Genomic DNA, 19526 nt, shown 5'->3' with positions numbered 1-19526 from the left:
CGCCCTTCGCTCACGTCACCGCTCCGTACCTCGGACTCGTGTGCTCGGGGATACGTACGGAGCGAACGGCGCTCCTGCTCACCCGGCGCTTCTCGCGTCGCGTCACCACGTCGGGCGCGCGGTCGCGCCGCCGTCGACCACCAGGTCGTGGCCGGTGATCCAGGAGGCCAGCGGCGAGGCGAGGAAGACGCAGGCGTCGCCGACGTCCTCCGGGCGGCCCAGGCGGCCGACCGCGACCGCCGCACGCCACCGTTCTACGCCCTCGGGCCAGGCCTCGGCCAGGCCCTCACGTTCGATGAGTCCGGGCGAGACGGAGTTGACGCGGATGCCGTACGGGCCGTACTCGCCGGCCGCCGCACGCGCGTGCATGACGACGGCGGCCTTGGCCGCGGAGTAGTGGGCGTGGCCGGGGGACGGCAGGCCCGCCTCGACGGACGCGATGTGGGTGATGCTCCCGCCCCTGGCTCCGCCTCCGCCTCCCCTGCCGCCTCCGCTCTCGCCTCCGCTGCCGCCCTGGTCCCGCATGACCTCGGCCGCCGCCTGCGTGCAGGCGAACACACTGGTGAGGTCGGCGTCGACGACCTCGCGCCAGTCCGCCACCGTCATGCCGGGCAGGGGCTGCACGGGTTGGACGCCCGCGTTGTTGACCAGCGCCGTCAGACGGCCGACTCCCCCGCCCCACTCCGCGGCCTCCCGCACGAGTCGGCGGCACTCCTCCTCCACCGTCAGGTCGGCCCGCAGGACGATCGCCCGGCCGCCCGCCTCCCGGACGAGCGACTCGACCTCGCGTGCGGCCTCGACCCCCGTACGGCAGTGCAGGGCCACCGCCGCGCCCTCCTGCGCGAACCGCAGCGCGATGCCGCGCCCGAGTCCGCCGCTCGCGCCCGTGATCAGGGCCACCTGGCCCGCCAGCAACCCCGCCGGTCCGGGCGCATCACCCGTAGTACTTCTGGGGTCGCCCCTGAGACCCGCGGGGCCCGACGACCCCGCGGAACCTGCCGAACCCGTAGACCCCCTAGGCCCCCTGGACCCACCCGTAGACCCCGTAGGCCCGGTAGACCCCGTAACCCCCGCAGCACCCGTCCTCATGGACGGCACAGTCCCCTGATCAGCGCCGCCCGGTCCGGGTGGCGCGCCGTGAGGGTGGTCGCGTCGCCGTGTTCGTAGTCCCCGTACGTGAAGCCGGGGGCCATGGTGCAGCCGAAGAGGGTCCACGCGCCGCCCGCCATGACCCGCGCGCCCATCCAGGTGTGCGCGGGGACGGTGAGCTGCGGGTGCTGGCCACCGAGGACGTCCGGGCCGAGGACGGTCGTGCGGGAGGCGCCGTCGGGGGCGAGGAGCAGCAGTTCCAGCGGGTCGCCGAGGTAGTGGTGCCAGACCTCGTCGGTGGGCAGGCGGTGCAGGGCGGAGAAGTCGTCCGCGGTGAGCAGGGCGACGATCGCGGAGCCCGCGGGGCGGCCGTCCGGGCCCTCGGGCCCGGCCCAGGTGCGGCGGAACAGGCCGCCCTCACGGGGGATCGGCTCCAGCCCGTAGTGGGCGACGAGGTCTTCGGGGGTCACCGGACGGTCACGGAAGGTCACCCGGGGAAGGCTACCTCCCGGCGCAGGAACGCCAGTTGGGCCTTCTTCTCCGGCAGGTACACGTCCGGCAGGTCGATCTCCGGGAGCGTGACGACGGGCCCGGCCTCGAAGCCCTGCCGCAGGAAGCGGGCGATCGCCTTCTCGTTGTGCACGTCGGGATCGACCACGACCCGTCGCCGGTCCAGGCCCACCATCACGTACGTCACGAGGACGCCCATCAGCAGCGCCGACCAGCCCGGCCGTACGCCCTCCGCGCCGGCCGGGGCGAGGAACAGGTGGACGCCGATGTCGCCGGGCTCGACCTCGTAGCACTCGCTGACGCGGTCCGCGTCCGGGTCGTAGGTCTGGAGCAGGGCGACGGGCCGGCCGTCCAGTTCGACCAGGTGGGCGTGGTGGGTGTCGAGGCCCGCCATGTGGGCGTAGATCTCGGCGACCTGGTCGCGGGTCAGGCCGTTCATGCCCCAGAACGCGGCCCGTTCCTCGCTCACCCAGCCGTGGACGACGTCCGCGTCGCGCTCGGCGTCGAGGGGCCGGATGCCGACGGTCCCGAATCCGTCGACGGTCTGCTCGTGCAGGTACAGGTCAGACATCGCTCTCCTTCTTCAGCAGCGTCCAGTCGGTGACGACCGGCGCGAGCTCGCCCGTGAGCCAGAGGGGGAGCTGATCGTGGTGGTGGGGACTGTCGGGGCGGCCGGAGGCGCCGTAGGGCACGACCCAGCGGCTGTCCTCGCGGCGGGCCAGGTCCCAGACGTAGCGGGCGGCCGGGCCGCGCGCGGCGAGGTCGGTCCAGCCGGGGACGGCCGAGGTGCACAGCACGCAGTCGTGGTCGCCGGAGAGGGCCGGGGCCCCGTACGAGGGGTCGGGCAGGGCCCGCCAGGGGGCGAGGCGGTGGGTGTCGCCCCAGCGGGCGGCCGGCTGCCCGGCGACCTCCTCGACGGCCTCGCGGACCAGCGCGCCGCGGTCGACGCCGTACAGGTCGTCGGCGCTCAGGAGGTGCGGGAGCGCGAAGCCGATGCGCGGGACGAGGGCCAGCCAGGGGAGGAGGACCTCGGGGTAGGCGGGCGGCGCGGTCAGGGCGGCGAAGGCCGGGTGGGCGGCGAGGCGGCGGACGAGCGCGCTGCGCAGGGCGGCGTAGACGGCCGCCTCCTGGCTGTCGGCGTCCATGCGGCGGTCCCAGCGCAGCAGGCGGTCGCGCAGGCCGGCCGCCGGTCCGGTCAGGTCGTCGAGCGCGGCGAGGCGGTCGAGCAGGGGGCCGGCGGAGGCGAGGTGGGTGTCCGTGTGGATGGCCGGCATGTCGGCCGCCGACCACTCCCGGCGTTCGTCGAGCAGGTGCCGGATGCGGTCGGCGCGGTGCGGCGGGGCGAACTCGACGCCGAGCGGGGTGGCAGGTCCGCGCTGGTTGGCCATGACCGCGACGCCGTCGGTCAGACCGGCGCGGGGCGTCTCGTGCCAGCCGGTCCACTCGTGTCCGGGTTCCCAGGCGGGGACGAGGCGGAGGCGGTTGGCCTCGGCCCGCACGGGGACGCGGCCGGCGACCCGGTGCAGCAGTCCGCCCTCGCTGTCGGCGGCCTGGACGACGTTGACCGGCTCGGCCCATCGGTCGAAGGCGGCGTCGACATCGGCGACCCTGCGGGCGCGCAGCAGAGGGAGCAGGGCGCTGAAGCCGAGGTCGCCGGTGACGCGGGGCGGGTAGCGCAGGGCGAGGGCGAGCGGGGCGACATCGGCGGCGTCCGCCGCGTGGCCCTCGGCGTGGCCCTCCCCGGTGTCGTCGGTCCCGTCGGTCCCCTCGTCGAGGCCCTCGGGGCCGCCCGCGATCACGGGGCCGCGCTCGGTCTCCAGGACCTCGACCTCCACGGTCTCCTCCCCCGCGACCCGGATCAGCTCGGTGTGCCGGGCGACCCGCCGCCAGACGCCGTCCGGGCCGAGCGCCTCGACGCCGGCGCCGGTGCGGCGCAGGCGTTCGCGGTAGAGGTCCTGGTAGTCGGCCATGGCGTTAGTAATGGCCCAGGCGACACCGCCGGTGTGCCCGAAGTGGGCGATGCCGGGGATGCCGGGGACGGCGAGTCCCACGACGTCGAACTCGTCGCAGGCCAGCCGGATCTGCTGGTAGACGCCGGGGTCCTCGATGAAGCGGTGCGGGTCTCCGGCGATGACGGCCTGCCCGGTGCGGGTGCGCTCGCCGGCGACCAGCCAGCCGTTGCTGCCGGAGGTGCCGGGGCCGTCGGTGGCGAAGAGGCCGACGGCCTCCGGGCCGAGGTGCCGGATCGCTTCCTCGCGCCACAGCTTGGCGGGGAAGCCGGCGAAGAGGATGTGGGTGGAGAGCCAGACGGCGAGCGGGGTCCAGGGATCCCAACGGCCGGGGGCGAGGTTCAGGCGGGCGAATTCGGGGGCGGTGGCGGTGGCTGCTGCGAAGGCGGAGCCGGTGCCGGTGCCGGTGCCGGTGCCGTCGGCGTCGGCGTCGGCGTCGGCGGGGGCGGCGGTCGTCGTGGCCGCCAGGCCCTCGTTCACGCCGTCGACGTAGGCTCGCACCCAGTCGGCGGTCTCCGGGTCGCGCTCCTCCAGGGCGGCGAAGCAGCGCCGGGCCGTGTCGTCGAGGCGGGCACGGCGGACGAAGCGGTCCCAGGGGAGGGCGTCGGGCCCGAGGAAGGACGCGGAGGTGCCGCGGGCGCGGTGCCGTTCGACCTCCAGCTGCCAGGCTCGGTCGTGCGCGGTCACCCGGCCCTGGAGCCGGGCGAGGTCGCGGGCGCTTCCGGCGCGCAGGTGCGGAATGCCCCAGGCGTCCCGGAAGACACCCTCAGGTCCGTCGGTCTCGGTCGTCACCCTGTGACCCCTCTAGCTTTTAGGTTAGCCTTACCTAATCAATCGGTGCAGGAATCGTACGCGAGAGGTGAAGAGGTCATGGCGCAGGGGCGGGGCTGGGAGGGCGCGGTCCTCAAGTTGATGCGGGCGAAGGACTTCACGTTCACGGTCACGGGCGCCGAGGACGTCACCCCGCACTATCGCCGGCTGCATTTCACCGACGGCGGGCTGCTCGCGGCGGCCGGCGTCCACCCGACGATGTGGGTACGCCTGTGGTTCACCAACGCGGGCAAGCCGCACCAGCGGGCGTACACCCTGGTCGACCCCGACCCGGCGGCCGGCTCCTTCTCGCTGGAGTTCGCCCTGCACGAGGGCGCCGCGAGCGACTGGGCGCGGGGCGCGAAGCCCGGCGACACCATCGAGGCGACCGTCCAGGGCACGGGGTTCGAGGAGCCCTCGCCGTCCCCCTCGCACCTCCTCGTGGTCGGCGACCCGGCCTCCCTCCCCGCGATCAACTCCCTGCTCGGCGCGCTGGGCTCCGCCCCGGCCACCGTGTGGTTCGAGGGCGACGCGGACGGCCTGCCCTTCCGCAACGACCCGTCCCGGCACGAGATACGGCACGTGCCCCGGCGCGACGGCGGGGCCGACCTCGTCGAACGGGTGAAGGCGGAACTCCCGGAGATCCTCCGGCTCACGCCCGACCCGTACATCTGGATCGCCTGCGACACGCGCACCACACGCGTGCTGTCGGCGTACGTCCGCAAGGAACTCGGCATCACGAAGGACCGCGCGCACGCCCTGGGGTACTGGCGGGCGGACTGACGCGGAGGGGGTAGGGGGACTACGGGGCGTACCCGGGGGCGGGGCGGGTCTCCGGGGCTTACGGGGCGTACCCGGAGGGCAGCCGGGGAACGGCCGGGGGCACGGCGGGCATGCCCGGCCCGTACGCGGGATGATCGGGACCATGGACGTCACCCTTCACCTCGCCCAGGACACCGAAGCCGACGAACTCCTCGGACGCTCGCCGCTCGCCGCGCTGGTCGGGATGCTGCTCGACCAGCAGGTTCCGATGGAGTGGGCGTTCAAGGGGCCCCGGACGATCGCCGACCGGCTCGGCGCGGACGACCTGGACGCGCACGACATCGCCGCCCAGGACCCGGAGGCCTTCTCCGCCCTGCTCTCCGAGAAGCCGGCGGTGCACCGCTACCCGGGTTCCATGGCCAAGCGGATCCAGCAGCTGTGCCAGTACCTCGTCGAGCACTACGACGGTGACGCCGGCGCGGTCTGGAAGGACGTCGGCGCCGGCAAGGAGCTGCTCAAGCGGCTGGAGGCGCTGCCCGGCTTCGGCAAGCAGAAGGCGCAGATCTTCCTGGCGCTGCTCGGCAAGCAGCTCGGCGTGCGCCCGACGGGCTGGCGGGAGGCCGCGGGCGCCTACGGCGAGGCGGAGTCCTTCCGCTCGGTCGCGGACATCACCGGCCCGGAGTCGCTGGTGAAGGTGCGGGCGCACAAGCAGGAGATGAAGGCGGCGGCCAAGGCCAAGAAGCAGGCCTCGACCGGCTGAGGTCACCCGGCCGGCTCAGTCGCTCCGCCGAACGGGCGGTTCTCGGCCCCGGTGTGCTGGACCGTCAGCGTGTCGCGGGCAGATCACCTCCCATGAGCACCGCACGAGGCCTCCCGAGCAGCCGCCTCCGGCTGCCGCGCAGCCGCCTCTGGCTGCGGGCCTTCGTGCTGCTGCTCGCCGTACTGGTGCCGGGCGCGCCCTGCGACGGGGCCGCGATGCCCGTCGCCTCCGTCGAGGTCGTCGAGTACGACGCCTTCGACACCGCCCTGCGTCCCCCCGCCGGCGGCGCCCACCGCGCCGTCGCGCCTCCCCGGCCGGCCTCCCGTCCGGCCCGGCCGCCCGGTGTCCCGCCGGGCCGGCCCCTCCCCCCTCCGGCCGAGCCGCCGTACGCCCTGGACGTCCTGCGCACCGTCGTTCTGCGCTGCTGACGGGTCCTCAGCAGAAGACCCGCCAGCAGCACGACGTACGTACGTGCGAACGAACGAGGAACACAGGACTCCGCCATGCCGACAGACCCCTACGCCGTCCTGCGCGCCCTGCTGCGCGCGGAGGCGGCCCGCAGTACGCCGAAACCGCAGTCGACGATCGATGAGCACGAGAAGACGCGGCAGGTCCCGGGACGCGAACCACGCGGCCGGGGCCGGGGCCGCTGACCCGACGGATGTGGCGGAGGCGGATCTACCGCCTCCGCCTCCGTCGTGCGGTGCCGAAGAGGGAGCGGGTGACCTCCCGGCCGATCTGTGTGCCGAGGGAACGCGCCAGGGACTTGAACACACCGCTGGAGACGACCTGTTCGACGAGGGAAGGGTCCTCGCGCCGACTCTCGTGCTCGTCCCCTCGCTCTTCCCCGCGCTCGTCCCTGCGCTCGTTCGCGCTGTCGTGGCTGCCGGGGCTGCCGGGGCTGCCGGGGCTGCCGGGGCTGCCGGGGGCGGCTGCGACAGGGGGCCGGGCCGACGGCGTCAGCCGCTCGTACGCCGACTCTCTGTCCACAGCCTGTGCATACCGTTCGAACAACGCCGACTCCCGTACCGCCCGCTCCAGGGCCGCGTCGGCGACCGGCCCCATCAGGGACTCGGGGGCGTACAGCCGGGTCGCGGCGACCGGCGTGGGGGCGCCGTTCTCGTCGAGGACGGTGACCACGGCCTCGCCGGTGCCCAGGCCGGTGAGCAGTTCCTCCAGGTCGTAGGGGGAGTCGGGGAAGGTCCTCACCGTGGTCCGCAGCGCCTTCTGGTCGTCCGGGGTGAAGGCGCGCAGGGCGTGCTGGACGCGGTTGCCGAGCTGGGCGAGGACGTCGGCGGGCACGTCCTTCGGGGTCTGCGTGACGAAGAACACGCCGACCCCCTTCGAGCGGATGAGCCGGACGGTCCGGGTGAGGGCCTCCAGGAACGCGCGGGAGGCGCCGTCGAAGAGAAGGTGCGCCTCGTCGAAGAAGAAGACGAGCTTCGGCTTGTCGACGTCGCCGACCTCGGGCAGATCGTGGAAGAGGTCGGCCAGGAGCCACATCAGGAAGGTGGAGAAGAGCTGCGGCCTGTCCTGGACGGCGGGCAGTTCCAGCACGGAGACGATGCCGCGTCCGTCGTCCGCCGTGCGCAGCAGCTCGCCCGTGTCGAACTCCGGTTCGCCGAAGAAGTCGGCCGCGCCCTGCGCCTCGAACACGGTGAGGGTACGGAGGATCACGCCGGCCGTGGCCGCCGAGACGCCGCCGATGCCCTTCAGCTCGCCCCTGCCCTCGTCGGAGGTGAGGAAGGCGACGACGGCCCGCAGGTCCTTGAGGTCGACCAGCTCCAGGCCCTTCTGGTCGGCGTAGTGGAAGATCAGGCCGAGCGACTGCTCCTGGGTGCGGTTCAGCTGGAGCACCTTGGCGAGCAGGACCGGGCCGAAGCTGGTGACGGTCGCCCGCAGGGGGATGCCCTGGCCGATGCCGCCCAGGGCGTAGTACTCGGTGGGGAAGCCGGACGGCGTCCAGCTCTGGCCCACCTCGGCCGAGCGGGAGGCGACCTTGGCGTTCGACGCGCCCGGTGCCGCGATCCCGGACAGGTCGCCCTTGATGTCCGCGAGGAACACCGGCACGCCCTGCGCGGAGAGCTGCTCGGCGATGAGCTGGAGCGTCTTGGTCTTGCCGGTGCCGGTGGCGCCGGCCACGAGTCCGTGCCGGTTCAGCACGGTCAGGGGGACGCGGATCTTGGCGTCGGGCCGGCACGTCCCGTCCCACAGGAGGGCGCCCAGGTCGAGGGCGGGACCGGTGAAGGCGTACCCGGCGGCGATCTCGTCGGCGCTCGTGGCGGTTCCGCTGGCACTCATCGACGGTCCCTCGCTCCTGTTTCGCCCCCGTTCATTGCTTTTTTTCCAGCGTCGCACTCGCCCGCCATGGCTGCGCCCGGAAGGTCTGGGCCGGTAGGCTTTCCGTGTGATCTTCAAGCGCATCGGAAACGGCCGGCCGTACCCCGACCACGGCCGGGAAAGCACCCGGCAGTGGGCGGACGTCGCGCCGCGCCCGGTCCGCCTCGATCAGCTGGTGACCACCAAGCAGCAGCTCGACCTGGAAACACTGCTCGCCGAGGACTCCACGTTCTACGGCGACCTCTTCGCGCACGTCGTGAAGTGGCAGGGCGACCTGTACCTGGAGGACGGCCTGCACCGCGCGGTGCGGGCGGCGCTTCAGCAGCGTCAGGTGCTGCACGCGCGAGTGCTCGAACTGGACTGACGCCGGGGCCGGTCGTCCCCCGCTTCCGCGCCGCCGCCGGTTGCCCCTTTCGGGTTGTCCTGCGCGACGTCGAATGATCATCTAGTAGGCATGGCCGCTCCGGCGCACTACGCTGCGCTCATGAGCATGCTGACTCCCCCCGGCATGGGCGGTAAGTACCGGATCACGGGGGACAAGTACCCGCGCATGCGCCCGCCCCGGCGGCGCGGCAGGCTGGTCGTCGTGGTCGTCGCCTGTGGTGCCGTGCTCGGTGTCGGCGGCTGGGGGACATTGCAGCTCATCGACGTCTTCACGGGCAGCGGTGGCTCCGACTCGGCGTCCGGTTCAGGAACGGGCTGCACGACGAAGTCGAGCCCCGTGGCCAAGTCGAGTCCCTTGCCCAGCGCTGCGCCCGCCGCGCTGCCCGCGCCAGCGCAGATCACCGTGAACGTCTTCAACGCCACCACCCGCGGGGGTCTCGCCAAGACCACCGCGGACGAGCTGAAGAAGCGCGGCTTCAAGATCGGCCAGGTGGGCAACGCGAGCAAGGAGTACGACAAGAAGGTCCCCGGGACCGGCGTGCTGCTCGGCCCCGCGGCGTCCCTCAACTCGTCGCTGCCGGTCCTCGCCACGCAACTCACCACCGCCGAACGCCGCACCGACGCCGCCCGCACGGGCCCGACGATCGACCTGATCCTCGGCAACGGCTTCAAGACCCTGACCACCCCGGCAGAGGCCACCCGAGCCCTGACGGCCCTGACGGCCCCACAACCGACGGCGACCCCGACCACGAAGAAGAGCTGCTAGCCGACGCCGCTGATGAGCGCCGGCCCCGCAGCTCGGCGTGCCCGGTGGCAGTGGTCCCGCGTAAGTAGGGCGGGCGGCCGGGGGAGAAGGGGGGCGGCCGGGGGAAACCCCGGCGCGGACCCCGTGGCCGCCCGGAGGGTTACTCCGCGGCCCCGTACAGGCGGTCTCCCGCGTCGCCCAGGCCCGGGACGATGTAGCCGTGTTCGTTGAGGTGGTCGTCAACCGCTGCGGTGACCACCGTGACCGGGGTGCCCGCGAGGTCGCGTTCCATGATCTCGACGCCCTCGGGGGAGGCCAGCAGCACCACGGCCGTGACGTCGTCCGCGCCGCGCTTGATCAGTTCGCGGATCGCCGCGACCAGCGTGCCGCCGGTGGCCAGCATCGGGTCCAGGACGTACACCTGACGGCCCGAGAGGTCCTCCGGCATGCGCGTGGCGTAGGTGGAGGCCTGGAGCGTCTGCTCGTCGCGGATCATGCCCATGAAGCCCACCTCGGCGGTCGGCAGCAGCCGGACCATGCCGTCCAGCATGCCGAGGCCGGCCCGCAGGATCGGCACCACCAGCGGGCGCGGGTGGGAGAGCTTGACGCCCGTGGTCTCGGCGACCGGCGTCACGATGTCGACCCGTTCGGTGCGCACGTCACGCGTGGCCTCGTAGGCGAGCAGGGTGACCAGCTCGTCGGCCAGGCGGCGGAAGGTCGCGGAGTCGGTGCGCTGGTCGCGCAGCGTGGTGAGCTTGTGGGCGACCAAGGGGTGGTCGACGACGTGGAGACGCATGTCCACAACAGTAACCGGGGGCGGCGCCCCCGCCGTCCGCCCGCATCAAACCGCCCGTCGCCGGGAAGGCGGAGGAAACGGACCAGGGTGGTGGATGCAATGCCTGACCTGCCTGACCGCCAGGCACGAGACACGGACGAGGCCCCGCGGACCGAGGCCGAGCGCCGACGGCGGCGCGCCCAGTTCCTCCGCGAACTGGCCGAGGCCCGCGCGCTGCGGGACCGGGTCCAGCCGCGCCGCGCCAAGGTCGCCCGCCTGCGACACGCGATGCGCATGCGAACCTTCCGCTGGTAGTCCCGACGGACGCCCGCCCGTTGCCCGTACGGGGAGGATCGTTGCCCCTACGGGGAAGATCACCGGCGTCATGGGCGTTCCGGGGGGTGGGCGTGCGTGGGCCCACGGGAAACCCGCGTACGATCCCGCTCGTGGCGGCAACGAGTGCGCTGGTGGGTTGCTTGCGGACGTCCGCGCGCGAATGCGCGTCGCCCGCGATCAAAACGACCGGACACAGGGAGCGGAAGACGTCCCCTGAACGCTTTGTTTCTGCCACGATTCCGAGTGGGCGGGGCTCGGAGCACAGCTCTCTCCGCCCGTAACCTCCGCCGGGGGGACCCCCAACCGGCACGCCTATGACCAGTGGGAGAGTCACGGTGTACTTCGCCGCACTGCTCGCGCGCACCGAAGACGGGTGGGAAGCGAGCGACACAGAGCTCGACGATGTGGAGACCCTGTCGGATCTGGCCGACCTGGCCCGGGAAGCCTCTCCCGACGACGACACGGTGCTCGTGCTGATCGAGCAGGAGGACTCCTGGTTCGGGGTCGTCCGCATCGACGGCGAGGACGACCCTCGCATCTACGTCTCCGACGCCGCTGCCGCCGCCCGCAGCTCGTACGGCGAGATCCTGCTCACCGACGAACTGCTGGGCCGGAATTCCGACGACGACGACCTGGACGCCCTCGACCTCGACGGTACCGAGGACGGTGAGGACGACGACGCCGAGGACGACGGCTCCGCCGCCGAGGCGGTGCCGCACGGCCCGCTCGGCGACACCGCCATCCTCGACGACCTCGGCGTCGGCGAGAAGGAGCTGAAGTCGCTGTCCGACGACGCGCTCACGGAGATCGCCGAGGCCCTGGGCGCCTCGGAGGTCCTGGAGACCGTCCGCTGACCGCACCCGACCCCGGGCCCGCCCCGGGGCCCGACCCCGTAACCGAACCCGTACCCGTCCCTGACGCCGTCCCCGACCCGGTGCGCGACCGCTGGCGGGCCGCGATGCGGCTCGCCCTGGCGGAAGCCGCGCTGGCCGCCGGGGGCGGGGACGTCCCCGTCGGCGCCGTCGTACTGGCCCCCGACGGCGTCACCGTCCTGGCCGCCGGTCACAACGAGCGTGAGGCCGGCGGCGATCCGACGGCCCACGCGGAGATCCTCGCACTGCGGCGGGCCGCCGCCGAGGTCGGCGAGTGGCGGCTGACCGGCTGCACGCTCGTCGTGACGCTGGAGCCCTGCACGATGTGCGCGGGCGCGCTCGTGCAGTCCCGCGTGGACCGTGTCGTCTACGGCGCCCGCGACGACAAGGCGGGCGCGGCCGGCTCCCTCTGGGACGTCGTCCGCGACCGGCGGCTCAACCACCGGCCCGAGGTGATCGAGGGCGTCCTCGCCGACGAGTGCGCGGGCCTCCTCACGGAGTTCTTCCGCTCCCGCTGAGACGGCGGGGACGGCGCTCCGGGCCGCTCCGGGCCGCTCCGGCGGCAGCCGGGGATATGGATTTCGGAGCACGCCCCGGCGTGCTGTAAGGTCTCCCTCGGTAGCGTGTCCGAGCGGCCGAAGGAGCTCGCCTCGAAAGCGAGTGTGGCGCAAGTCACCGAGGGTTCAAATCCCTCCGCTACCGCTTCAGAAGGGCCTCGTCGAAAGACGGGGCCCTTCGTGCGATCATGTGCGCTCGTTGGGCCCATCAGTGACAGGGGAGGCCGCGGTGGCGGTGAACGCCAAGAAGATCGCCGTCTACGTGCTCGTGGTCTTCGTGCTGTATGTCATCATCACGGACCCGGCCAAGGCCGCGGACTACGTCCAGATAGGCTTCGAGGGCATATCGGACGCCGCCAAGGCCATCGGCGACTTCTTCACCTGGCTCGCCGACGGGGCGCAGTAGCACGCATCGGGAGTGCCCATGATCCGCCACCTGGTCCTCTTCAAGCTCGACGAGGGCGTCCGGCGCGACGATCCCCGGGTGGTGGAGGGCGAGGCGGCCTTCCGGGCCCTGGGCGGGCAGATCGACGAGCTGCGCTTCTGGGAGCTGGGCTGGAACATCAGCGAGCGCCCCATCGCCTACGACTTCGCCATCAACTCGGCGGTCGAGGACGCGGACGCGCTGAAGCGGTACCTCGAGCACCCGGCCCACCAGGCGGGCGTCGCCCTGTGGCGGGAGTTCGCCACTTGGGTGGTCGCCGACTACGACTTCTGAACCGCTTCCGAACCGCGCGCCTGCGGACACGGTAAGCCCTCCGCCGCGACGGCGGGGGGCTTTCGCGTGCGGCCGACGGCTTTCGCGGCTGTTCGAACCCCTTCCCGCCCCCTCCTCGCCCCTCAACTTGTCCCTCAACACGGCGTTATGGGGTGCTTGCACACAGTGCACATGTCTTGTGATGCTATGACCGCTTTTGACGGATGATTGACCGATGAAGAGGTGGCGTTGACCGTGTCGGCCAGTACTGCGCCGCCCCAGGAGGAGGCACCCGCCGCTCCGGATCCCGATCACCCCACCCTTGATCCCGCCGCCGACCCGGCCCCCGTCCCCGAGAAGCGCCGCGGCGCCGACACCCGGGCGCTGACCCAGGTGCTCTTCGCCCAACTGAAGGAGCTCACGCCGGGCTCACCGGAGCACAACCGGGTGCGCGGGGCGCTCATCGAGGCGAACCTCCCGCTCGTGCGCTACGCCGCCGCCCGGTTCCGCTCCCGCAACGAGCCGATGGAGGACGTCGTCCAGGTCGGCACCATCGGGCTGATCAACGCCATCGACCGCTTCGACCCCGACCGGGGCGTGCAGTTCCCGACGTTCGCCATGCCGACCGTCGTCGGCGAGATCAAGCGGTACTTCCGCGACAACGTGCGCACCGTCCATGTTCCGCGCCGGCTGCACGAGTTGTGGGTGCAGGTGAACAGCGCGACGGAGGACCTGACCACCTGCTTCGGCCGCACGCCGACCACCGCCGAGATCGCCGAGCGGCTGCGCATCGGCGAGGACGAGGTCCTGTCCTGCATCGAGGCCGGGCGCTCGTACCACGCCACCTCGCTGGAGGCCGCACAGGAGGGCGACGGGCTGCCCGGCCTGCTGGACCGCCTCGGGTACGAGGATCCCGCGCTGGACGGGGTGGAGCACCGGGACCTGGTCCGCCACCTCCTCGTCCAACTCCCCGAGCGGGAGCAGCGCATCCTGCTGCTGCGCTACTACAGCAATCTGACCCAGTCGCAGATCAGCGCGGAACTCGGCGTCTCCCAGATGCACGTGTCCCGGCTACTGGCGCGTAGCTTCCAGCGGCTACGCTCGGCGAACCGCATCGACGCCTGACCGAACAGAGGGTCGATCGGTCACCGTCGCGAGCGAATCGCTCACCAGGTCGGATCCCGACAGATCTGTGCTGATAGCCCGTCACACCCCCTCTTTCCAGGCGTGTTTCGTCACTCTGATGTCGACATGTCACTACAGCGTGTTGCCGACATGTGACATTCTGCGGGAAGCGCGTTTGCCGAGGCTTCGGCTCCGGTATTCAGGTGAAGGCTGACCTTCCTCTCCGGGAGTGTCCGCCGCGACCGTCCCGCGACCCAAAGGGGGTGGCATGTCCGCAGACCAGGGCAGCTCGAAGGTGCTCACGCTCACGAAGAGCGACTCCGCGCCCGCAGAGCCCGTCACGCCGGTCGAGCCCGACCCGCTCGACGACGTCACGGCCCTCGAGGCCGCGCCGACCCCGGCCCTCCCGGCCACGGGGGCCATCGACACCCGCACCCTGTCCCGCTCCCTGTTCCTGCGGCTCGCCGCCCTCGACGAGGACAGTCCCGAGCGCGCCTACGTCCGGGACACGCTCATCGAGCTCAACCTCCCGCTCGTGCGCTACGCGGCGGCCCGGTTCCGCTCCCGCAACGAGCCGATGGAGGACATCGTCCAGGTCGGCACCATCGGCCTGATCAAGGCGATCGACCGCTTCGACTGCGAACGGGGCGTGGAGTTCCCGACGTTCGCGATGCCGACGGTCGTGGGCGAGATCAAGCGCTTCTTCCGGGACACCTCGTGGTCGGTGCGGGTGCCGCGCCGGCTCCAGGAGCTGCGGCTGGCCCTCACCAAGGCCAGCGACGAGCTCTCCCAGAAGCTGGACCGCTCGCCGACGGTCGCCGAACTGGCCGCCGTGCTGGGCGTGTCCGAGGAGGACGTCGTCGACGGCCTCGCGGTCGGCAACGCGTACACGGCGTCCTCGCTCGACTCCCCGGCCCCCGAGGACGACGGCGGCGAGGGCTCCCTGGCCGACCGCCTCGGCTACGAGGACACGGCCCTGGAGGGCGTCGAGTACCGCGAGTCGCTCAAGCCGCTGCTCGCCAAGCTCCCGCCGCGCGAGCGCCGCATCATCATGCTGCGCTTCTTCGCGAACATGACCCAGTCTCAGATCGGCGAGGAGGTCGGCATCTCCCAGATGCACGTCTCCCGGCTGCTGACCCGCACGCTGTCCCAGCTCCGGGAAGGGCTGATCTCGGACTGACCTTCCCGTCCTGACGGGACGTCGGTCACGCGCGGAGCGATTGCGCCGACCGGCACGGACACACCGACACATGGCCGCCGGGGCGCCCTCACAGGCGCGTCGGCGGCCGTCGTCGTGTGCACGGGGTGGCGTCGGCGGGCGGGAGGACCGGTCACGGCCTGACGGCGATGCGTGCCGACGCCGGTCGCGGCCCGACGGTGATGATGCCGACGCCGGTCACGAACCGGCGTCGGCGTGTGCCGACGCCGAACTCCCCCGGCGCACGCGGGTGAAGGGTGCGAGGGGGAGTGAAGTCGCCTGCGGCGGGTGCTACTTGAGCGCCAGCCAGGCGACCGCCGCGACGATCGCCACCGCCACGACGACGCCCACGATCAGGCCGATGCGGGGGCCGGCCGGAGCGGAGGCCTGGCGGAAGGACTGGGGCGCGCCCTCGTCGACGAACGCACGGAACATCTGGGTGCTGCCGGCGGGGTCGTGGTTGCCCTGGGGGCCCTGGGTGTTAGCCATGCCCCGAGACCCTAGCGAAAACGCCCGGCCCGTCCCAAGCGGGGGTCCTCCCGGCGGTTCCGTCACAGCGTTCCCGCGTCCGGCCAGTGGGACCAGTGGGTGTTCGGGGGCAACGTCGGCCGGTAGCGGGACGGGTCGCCGGAAGCGAGGACCTCGGCGAGCTGACGGAAGGTCTCGTGCTCGCTGGGCAGGCGGTCCCAGAAGTCGTCCGGCTGGTTCCACTCGTCGAGGCGCAGCAGCACCGGCAGGCCGGCGGGGATGTCGGCCCGCAGCTCGCCCTCGTCCGCCAGGAGCAGGTCCCGGTGGCGTGGGACCAGGAGCCGGAACGCGTCCTGCAAGGGGGCGCCCGCCTCGGCGGCCGCGCGCAACGGCGTCCCGCGGACGACGAGCGGAACGTCACCGGCGTACTCCTCGCGCCCCTCCTTCTCCACCTCCCCCATGTTCTCCACCCGGTCGAGGAAGTCCCCGAAGCCCGGCTCGCCGCGGGGGGCGAGGCAGTTGCCGTAGCGGTGCAGGACGTCGGTGAGGTTGCCGGCACGGGGGGAGTAGCCCAGAAGTTCGACGACCATGGCCCAGCGGGTGGCGTCGCCGAACAGATGGAGGCGGACGTCGACCGGGTAGTAGTAGCCGTTCTGGAGGTCGGCGAACGTCGCGTCCTCCGCGCAGCGGTCGAACTGCCCGAGGATCGAAGAGGTCGTCATCATGGGCGCACGCTAGAGCGAGCCACTGACACGTGCGCCCGGAGTCACCGCCCACTGCCCCGGCCGCCCCTCCGGCGATCGGGCCGGCAGCCTCACCTGCGCGTTTACTGCCGCAATACTTGCCTTTGCCAACTTTTTGCGGCTCTCACCCCCTATTTATTTGCCTGTAGCAACCAAGCGCTTCTATGGTTGCCCTAAGCAACAAACACGGGAGGTGTGATGGCCGAGCAGGCGCAGTACGCGCAGTACGCGGAACTCGCGCGTCAGCTCAGCGGCGTAGGAGCCGTGAAGCGGGACCTCGGGCGGATCCTGCCCGCGGACTGCTCCGCGGGCTCGGCGGCCGTGCTGACGCTGCTCGGGCGCCACGGCGACCTCCGGATGAGCGCCCTCGCCGAGCTGCTCGCCGTCGACATGTCGGTGACCAGTCGGCACGCCGCGCATCTCGCCGAGCGGGGCTGGATCGAACGCTCCCCCGACCCCGCGGACAAGCGCTCCCGCATCCTGCGCCTCACCCCCGAGGGCAGCGCGATGCTCCTCGAACTGTCCCGTCGCAGCACCGATCTGCTGGCCGAGCGGCTGAGCGACTGGACCGACGAGGAGGTGGGCCAGCTCATCCGGCTGATGACCCGTCTGCGCGCCAGTTTCGGCGACTGCCGGACGGCCCCGCACCGACCGCCGCCCACACCCCCTCCCGTTCCCGGGAGCGAACCGACCACCCGTACACCCGCACGAGCGACGTAAGAGAAGGAAGCCCATGGCAACGACCACACCAGCCGGTGTGCGGGCGCACGCGAAGCACGCCGGGGGGTCCGGCGACGACGCTCCGATGACGCACCGGCAGATCATGGAGGCCCTGTCCGGGCTGCTGCTCGGGATGTTCGTGGCGATCCTGTCGTCCACGATCGTCTCCAACGCCCTCCCCGAGATCATCGGCGACCTCGGCGGCGGCCAGTCCGCCTACACCTGGGTCGTCACCGCCACCCTGCTGGCGATGACCGCGGCGACCCCCCTGTGGGGCAAGCTCGCCGACCTCTACAACAAGAAGGCGCTCGTCCAGATAGCGCTGATCATCTATGTGCTCGGCTCGATGGCCGCCGGTCTCTCGCAGAACTCCGGCATGCTCATCGCCTGCCGCGTGGTGCAGGGCGTCGGCGTCGGCGGTCTGTCCGCCCTCGCGCAGATCGTGATGGCCGCGATGATCTCCCCGCGTGAGCGCGGACGCTACTCCGGCTACCTGGGCGCGACGTTCGCGGTGGCGACCGTCGGCGGTCCGCTGCTCGGCGGCGTCATCACCGACACCAGCTGGCTCGGCTGGCGCTGGTGCTTCTACGTCGGCGTGCCCTTCGCCGTCATCGCGCTGATCGTGCTCCAGAAGACCCTGCACCTGCCGGTCGTGAAGCGGGACGTGAAGGTCGACTGGGCCGGCGCGTTCTTCATCTCGGCGGCGGTCTCCCTGCTGCTGGTCTGGGTCACCTTCGCGGGCGACAAGTACGACTGGCTGTCCTGGCAGACGTACGCGATGGTCGCGGGCTCGGTCGTCCTCGCGTTGATCTTCGTGCTCATCGAGTCCAAGGCCAGCGAGCCGATCATTCCGCTGCGGCTGTTCCGCAACCGCACCATCACGCTGTCGTCGATCGCCTCGATGTTCGTGGGCGTCGCGATGTTCTCCGGCACGGTGTTCTTCGCCCAGTACTTCCAGCTGGCCCGGGACGAGTCCCCCACCATGTCCGGCGTGCTGACCATCCCCATGATCGGCGGTCTGTTCGTCTCCTCCACCGTCTCCGGGCAGCTCATCACCCGCACCGGCAAGTGGAAGGCCTGGCTGGTCAGCGGCGGCGTCCTCATCACGGCCGGCCTCGGTCTGCTGGGCACGATCCGCTACGACACGGAGTACTGGAAGACCGCCGTCTTCATGGCGCTGCTGGGCCTCGGCATCGGCATGATGATGCAGAACCTGGTGCTGTCCACGCAGAACCAGGTCGACCCGCGCGACCTCGGCGCGGCCAGCTCGACCGTCACCTTCTTCCGCTCCCTCGGCGGTGCGATGGGCGTCTCGGCGCTGGGCGCCGTCATGGCCCACCGGATCACCGACTACGCCCAGGACGGCATCGCCGGCCTCGGCCCGAAGTACGCCTCCCTGGCGTCGGGTTCCAGCTCCACCGGCGAGATCCCGGACATGGACAAGCTGCCCGTGCCGCTGCGCACGGTCATGGAGAGCGCGTACGGCCACGGCATCGCCGACGTCTTCCTGATCGCGGCGGTCATGGCGCTGCTCGCCTTCCTCATCACGCTGTTCATCAAGGAGGTCCCGTTGCGGACGAAGGGCGCGCTGGCCCAGGCGGCGACGGACTCCGAGGGCGCTCCGGCGCAGGCTTCCGCCGAGACGGCCGTCGAGACCTCCGCCGGCACCTCTGTCGACACCTCCGTCGAGGAGAGGGTCCCGAGCTGGGCCGTCGCCGCCGCCGAGGCGGACGGCGGGGCGGACGGCAGGGCGGCCGCCACCGAGCGGATCCCGGCCGTCGCCAGTGCGGCCGGCGGGTACGGCGGTGACGCCGGCGCGGGCATCCCCGTCCACGGCCATGTCCGCGGCGCGGAGAGCGCGCCCGTCCCCCGGGCCGCCGTCACGCTGATCTCCCTCGCGGGCCGGCAGCTCGGCCGGTCGGTCGCGCAGGCCGACGGCTCCTACGCGCTGGACGCGCCGGGCGCGGGCTCGTACGTCCTGATCGCCTCCGCCGACGGCTTCCAGCCGCAGGCGTCCACGGTCGTGGTGAACGACGAGCCGGTCGCGTACGACATCGTGCTCAGCGGCACCAGCGGGCTCGGCGGCGTCGTGCGGGCCGCGGTGTCGGGGGAGCCGGTCAAGGACGCGATGGTGATCGTGACCGATGTGCGCGGGGACCTGCTGGCCACCGGCACCACCGGTGAGCGGGGCGAGTTCGGCTTCGCGGAGCTGGTGCCGGGCGCCGTCACCGTCGCGGTGAACGCCGCCGGGTTCCGGCCGCGCGCCCTGCCCGTCGAGATCGCCGTCACCGGGGTGACCCGCACGGAGGTCGTCCTCGACGCCGGGGCACGGCTCCAGGGCGTCGTACGGGCGCCGCACGGGCCGCTGGCCGACGCGCGCGTCACACTCGTCGACGGGGCGGGCAACGTGGTCGGCACGGCCACGACCGGCGCCGACGGGGCGTACGCCTTCACCGACCTCGACGGCGGCGAGTACACCGTCATCGCGACCGGCTACCCGCCGGCGGCCACCGCGCTGACCGTCAGCGGTCCGGGCGTCGACGGCCACGACATCGAGCTCGCGCACCCCGGCGAGTAGGACCGACGGGTCCGAGCAGGACGACAACCGGTGCCGGCCCGTGGCGGG

The 19526-nt window shown here is 72.3% G+C and carries 23 protein-coding genes and 1 tRNA gene; 16 read left to right on the top strand and 8 right to left on the bottom strand.

Translation table 11 applies throughout. The features are described from left to right. Positions 1-102: 102 nt before the first annotated feature. The 4 genes from ACFYX4_RS26190 to ACFYX4_RS26175 all read right to left on the bottom strand — a co-directional run bounded on the left by ACFYX4_RS26190 (position 103) and on the right by ACFYX4_RS26175 (position 4400). The gene (locus tag ACFYX4_RS26190; protein WP_389338077.1) at positions 103-900 is read right to left on the bottom strand and encodes an SDR family NAD(P)-dependent oxidoreductase; all 798 of its coding nucleotides are present in this window, start codon (positions 898-900) and stop codon (positions 103-105) included. A 185-nt stretch (positions 901-1085) separates the two neighbouring features. Further along, positions 1086-1559: a cupin domain-containing protein gene (locus ACFYX4_RS26185; RefSeq protein ID WP_389338332.1), complete on the bottom strand. Its 474-nt coding sequence runs from the start codon at positions 1557-1559 to the stop codon at positions 1086-1088. A gap of 17 nt (positions 1560-1576) precedes the next feature. Beyond that, positions 1577-2170 (bottom strand): GNAT family N-acetyltransferase, encoded by a 594-nt coding sequence (locus ACFYX4_RS26180; RefSeq protein ID WP_389338072.1) that lies wholly within the window; start codon positions 2168-2170, stop codon positions 1577-1579. Further along, positions 2163-4400, bottom strand: coding sequence for a penicillin acylase family protein (locus ACFYX4_RS26175; protein WP_389338069.1), 2238 nt, complete (start codon positions 4398-4400; stop codon positions 2163-2165). The genes ACFYX4_RS26180 and ACFYX4_RS26175 overlap by 8 nt, the downstream gene beginning before the upstream one ends. Positions 4401-4478: 78 nt before the next feature. Between ACFYX4_RS26175 and ACFYX4_RS26170 the strand changes: the two genes are divergently transcribed. The 4 genes from ACFYX4_RS26170 (at position 4479) to ACFYX4_RS26155 (ending at position 6593) form a co-directional block, all read left to right on the top strand. Continuing rightward, complete coding sequence (locus ACFYX4_RS26170; protein WP_389338066.1) at positions 4479-5201, top strand: siderophore-interacting protein; 723 nt, start codon at positions 4479-4481, stop codon at positions 5199-5201. 142 nt (positions 5202-5343) lie between these two features. Then, on the top strand, positions 5344-5940 hold the full coding sequence (locus ACFYX4_RS26165) for an HhH-GPD-type base excision DNA repair protein (RefSeq protein WP_389338063.1): 597 nt from the start codon (positions 5344-5346) through the stop codon (positions 5938-5940). Positions 5941-6032: 92 nt separating this feature from the next. After that, positions 6033-6368, top strand: coding sequence for a hypothetical protein (locus tag ACFYX4_RS26160; RefSeq protein ID WP_389338060.1), 336 nt, complete (start codon positions 6033-6035; stop codon positions 6366-6368). 75 nt (positions 6369-6443) lie between these two features. Next, positions 6444-6593 (top strand): hypothetical protein, encoded by a 150-nt coding sequence (locus ACFYX4_RS26155; protein WP_389338057.1) that lies wholly within the window; start codon positions 6444-6446, stop codon positions 6591-6593. Between the two features lie 25 nt (positions 6594-6618). Here the strand turns inward: ACFYX4_RS26155 and ACFYX4_RS26150 are convergent, their stop codons facing one another. Beyond that, the gene (locus ACFYX4_RS26150) at positions 6619-8241 is read right to left on the bottom strand and encodes a helicase HerA-like domain-containing protein (RefSeq protein WP_389338055.1); all 1623 of its coding nucleotides are present in this window, start codon (positions 8239-8241) and stop codon (positions 6619-6621) included. Positions 8242-8347: 106 nt separating this feature from the next. On the opposite strand from ACFYX4_RS26150, the gene ACFYX4_RS26145 reads away from it, so the two are divergent. Together ACFYX4_RS26145 and ACFYX4_RS26140 are read left to right on the top strand one after the other, a co-directional pair. Next, the gene (locus ACFYX4_RS26145) at positions 8348-8644 is read left to right on the top strand and encodes a type II toxin-antitoxin system VapB family antitoxin (protein ID WP_004943146.1); all 297 of its coding nucleotides are present in this window, start codon (positions 8348-8350) and stop codon (positions 8642-8644) included. Between the two features lie 120 nt (positions 8645-8764). Then, positions 8765-9430 (top strand): LytR C-terminal domain-containing protein, encoded by a 666-nt coding sequence (locus ACFYX4_RS26140; RefSeq protein WP_389338052.1) that lies wholly within the window; start codon positions 8765-8767, stop codon positions 9428-9430. A 139-nt stretch (positions 9431-9569) separates the two neighbouring features. Here the strand turns inward: ACFYX4_RS26140 and upp are convergent, their stop codons facing one another. Continuing rightward, positions 9570-10205: a uracil phosphoribosyltransferase gene (upp, locus tag ACFYX4_RS26135; RefSeq protein WP_389338049.1), complete on the bottom strand. Its 636-nt coding sequence runs from the start codon at positions 10203-10205 to the stop codon at positions 9570-9572. Positions 10206-10304: 99 nt separating this feature from the next. On the opposite strand from upp, the gene ACFYX4_RS26130 reads away from it, so the two are divergent. The 8 genes from ACFYX4_RS26130 to ACFYX4_RS26095 all read left to right on the top strand — a co-directional run bounded on the left by ACFYX4_RS26130 (position 10305) and on the right by ACFYX4_RS26095 (position 14951). Next, entirely contained in the window at positions 10305-10499 is a 195-nt protein-coding gene (locus ACFYX4_RS26130; protein WP_389338046.1) for a hypothetical protein, read from the top strand. 356 nt (positions 10500-10855) lie between these two features. Continuing rightward, a complete protein-coding gene (locus tag ACFYX4_RS26125) occupies positions 10856-11374 on the top strand; it encodes a hypothetical protein (protein ID WP_389338329.1) in 519 nt (172 codons plus the stop codon). Between the two features lie 104 nt (positions 11375-11478). Continuing rightward, on the top strand, positions 11479-11910 hold the full coding sequence (gene tadA, locus ACFYX4_RS26120) for a tRNA adenosine(34) deaminase TadA (RefSeq protein ID WP_389338326.1): 432 nt from the start codon (positions 11479-11481) through the stop codon (positions 11908-11910). Between the two features lie 99 nt (positions 11911-12009). After that, positions 12010-12094: transfer RNA gene (locus ACFYX4_RS26115), tRNA-Ser, on the top strand. Positions 12095-12178: 84 nt separating this feature from the next. After that, positions 12179-12355: a hypothetical protein gene (locus ACFYX4_RS26110; protein ID WP_360343015.1), complete on the top strand. Its 177-nt coding sequence runs from the start codon at positions 12179-12181 to the stop codon at positions 12353-12355. An 18-nt stretch (positions 12356-12373) separates the two neighbouring features. After that, positions 12374-12667, top strand: a complete 294-nt coding sequence (locus ACFYX4_RS26105) for a Dabb family protein (protein WP_389338042.1) — start codon at positions 12374-12376, stop codon at positions 12665-12667. A gap of 228 nt (positions 12668-12895) precedes the next feature. Further along, the gene (locus ACFYX4_RS26100) at positions 12896-13771 is read left to right on the top strand and encodes an RNA polymerase sigma factor SigF (RefSeq protein WP_389338323.1); all 876 of its coding nucleotides are present in this window, start codon (positions 12896-12898) and stop codon (positions 13769-13771) included. Positions 13772-14039: 268 nt separating this feature from the next. After that, a complete protein-coding gene (locus ACFYX4_RS26095) occupies positions 14040-14951 on the top strand; it encodes an RNA polymerase sigma factor SigF (protein WP_389338039.1) in 912 nt (303 codons plus the stop codon). Positions 14952-15260: 309 nt separating this feature from the next. On the opposite strand, the gene ACFYX4_RS26090 is transcribed toward ACFYX4_RS26095, so the two are convergent. Both ACFYX4_RS26090 and ACFYX4_RS26085 read right to left on the bottom strand, forming a co-directional pair. Further along, positions 15261-15458, bottom strand: coding sequence for a hypothetical protein (locus ACFYX4_RS26090; RefSeq protein ID WP_389338036.1), 198 nt, complete (start codon positions 15456-15458; stop codon positions 15261-15263). A gap of 62 nt (positions 15459-15520) precedes the next feature. Further along, on the bottom strand, positions 15521-16162 hold the full coding sequence (locus ACFYX4_RS26085) for a DUF7003 family protein (RefSeq protein ID WP_389338033.1): 642 nt from the start codon (positions 16160-16162) through the stop codon (positions 15521-15523). A 216-nt stretch (positions 16163-16378) separates the two neighbouring features. Here ACFYX4_RS26085 and ACFYX4_RS26080 point away from each other — a divergent pair, with 216 nt between their 5' ends. Together ACFYX4_RS26080 and ACFYX4_RS26075 are read left to right on the top strand one after the other, a co-directional pair. After that, on the top strand, positions 16379-16900 hold the full coding sequence (locus ACFYX4_RS26080; protein ID WP_389338030.1) for a MarR family winged helix-turn-helix transcriptional regulator: 522 nt from the start codon (positions 16379-16381) through the stop codon (positions 16898-16900). A gap of 13 nt (positions 16901-16913) precedes the next feature. Next, a complete protein-coding gene (locus ACFYX4_RS26075; RefSeq protein ID WP_389338027.1) occupies positions 16914-19478 on the top strand; it encodes an MFS transporter in 2565 nt (854 codons plus the stop codon). Positions 19479-19526: the final 48 nt, after the last annotated feature.

Origin of the sequence: Streptomyces sp. NPDC002328 (genome assembly GCF_042890065.1) — a bacterium.
GTDB lineage: Bacteria > Actinomycetota > Actinomycetes > Streptomycetales > Streptomycetaceae > Streptomyces.
This window is presented reverse-complemented; position numbering and strand designations above follow the sequence as displayed.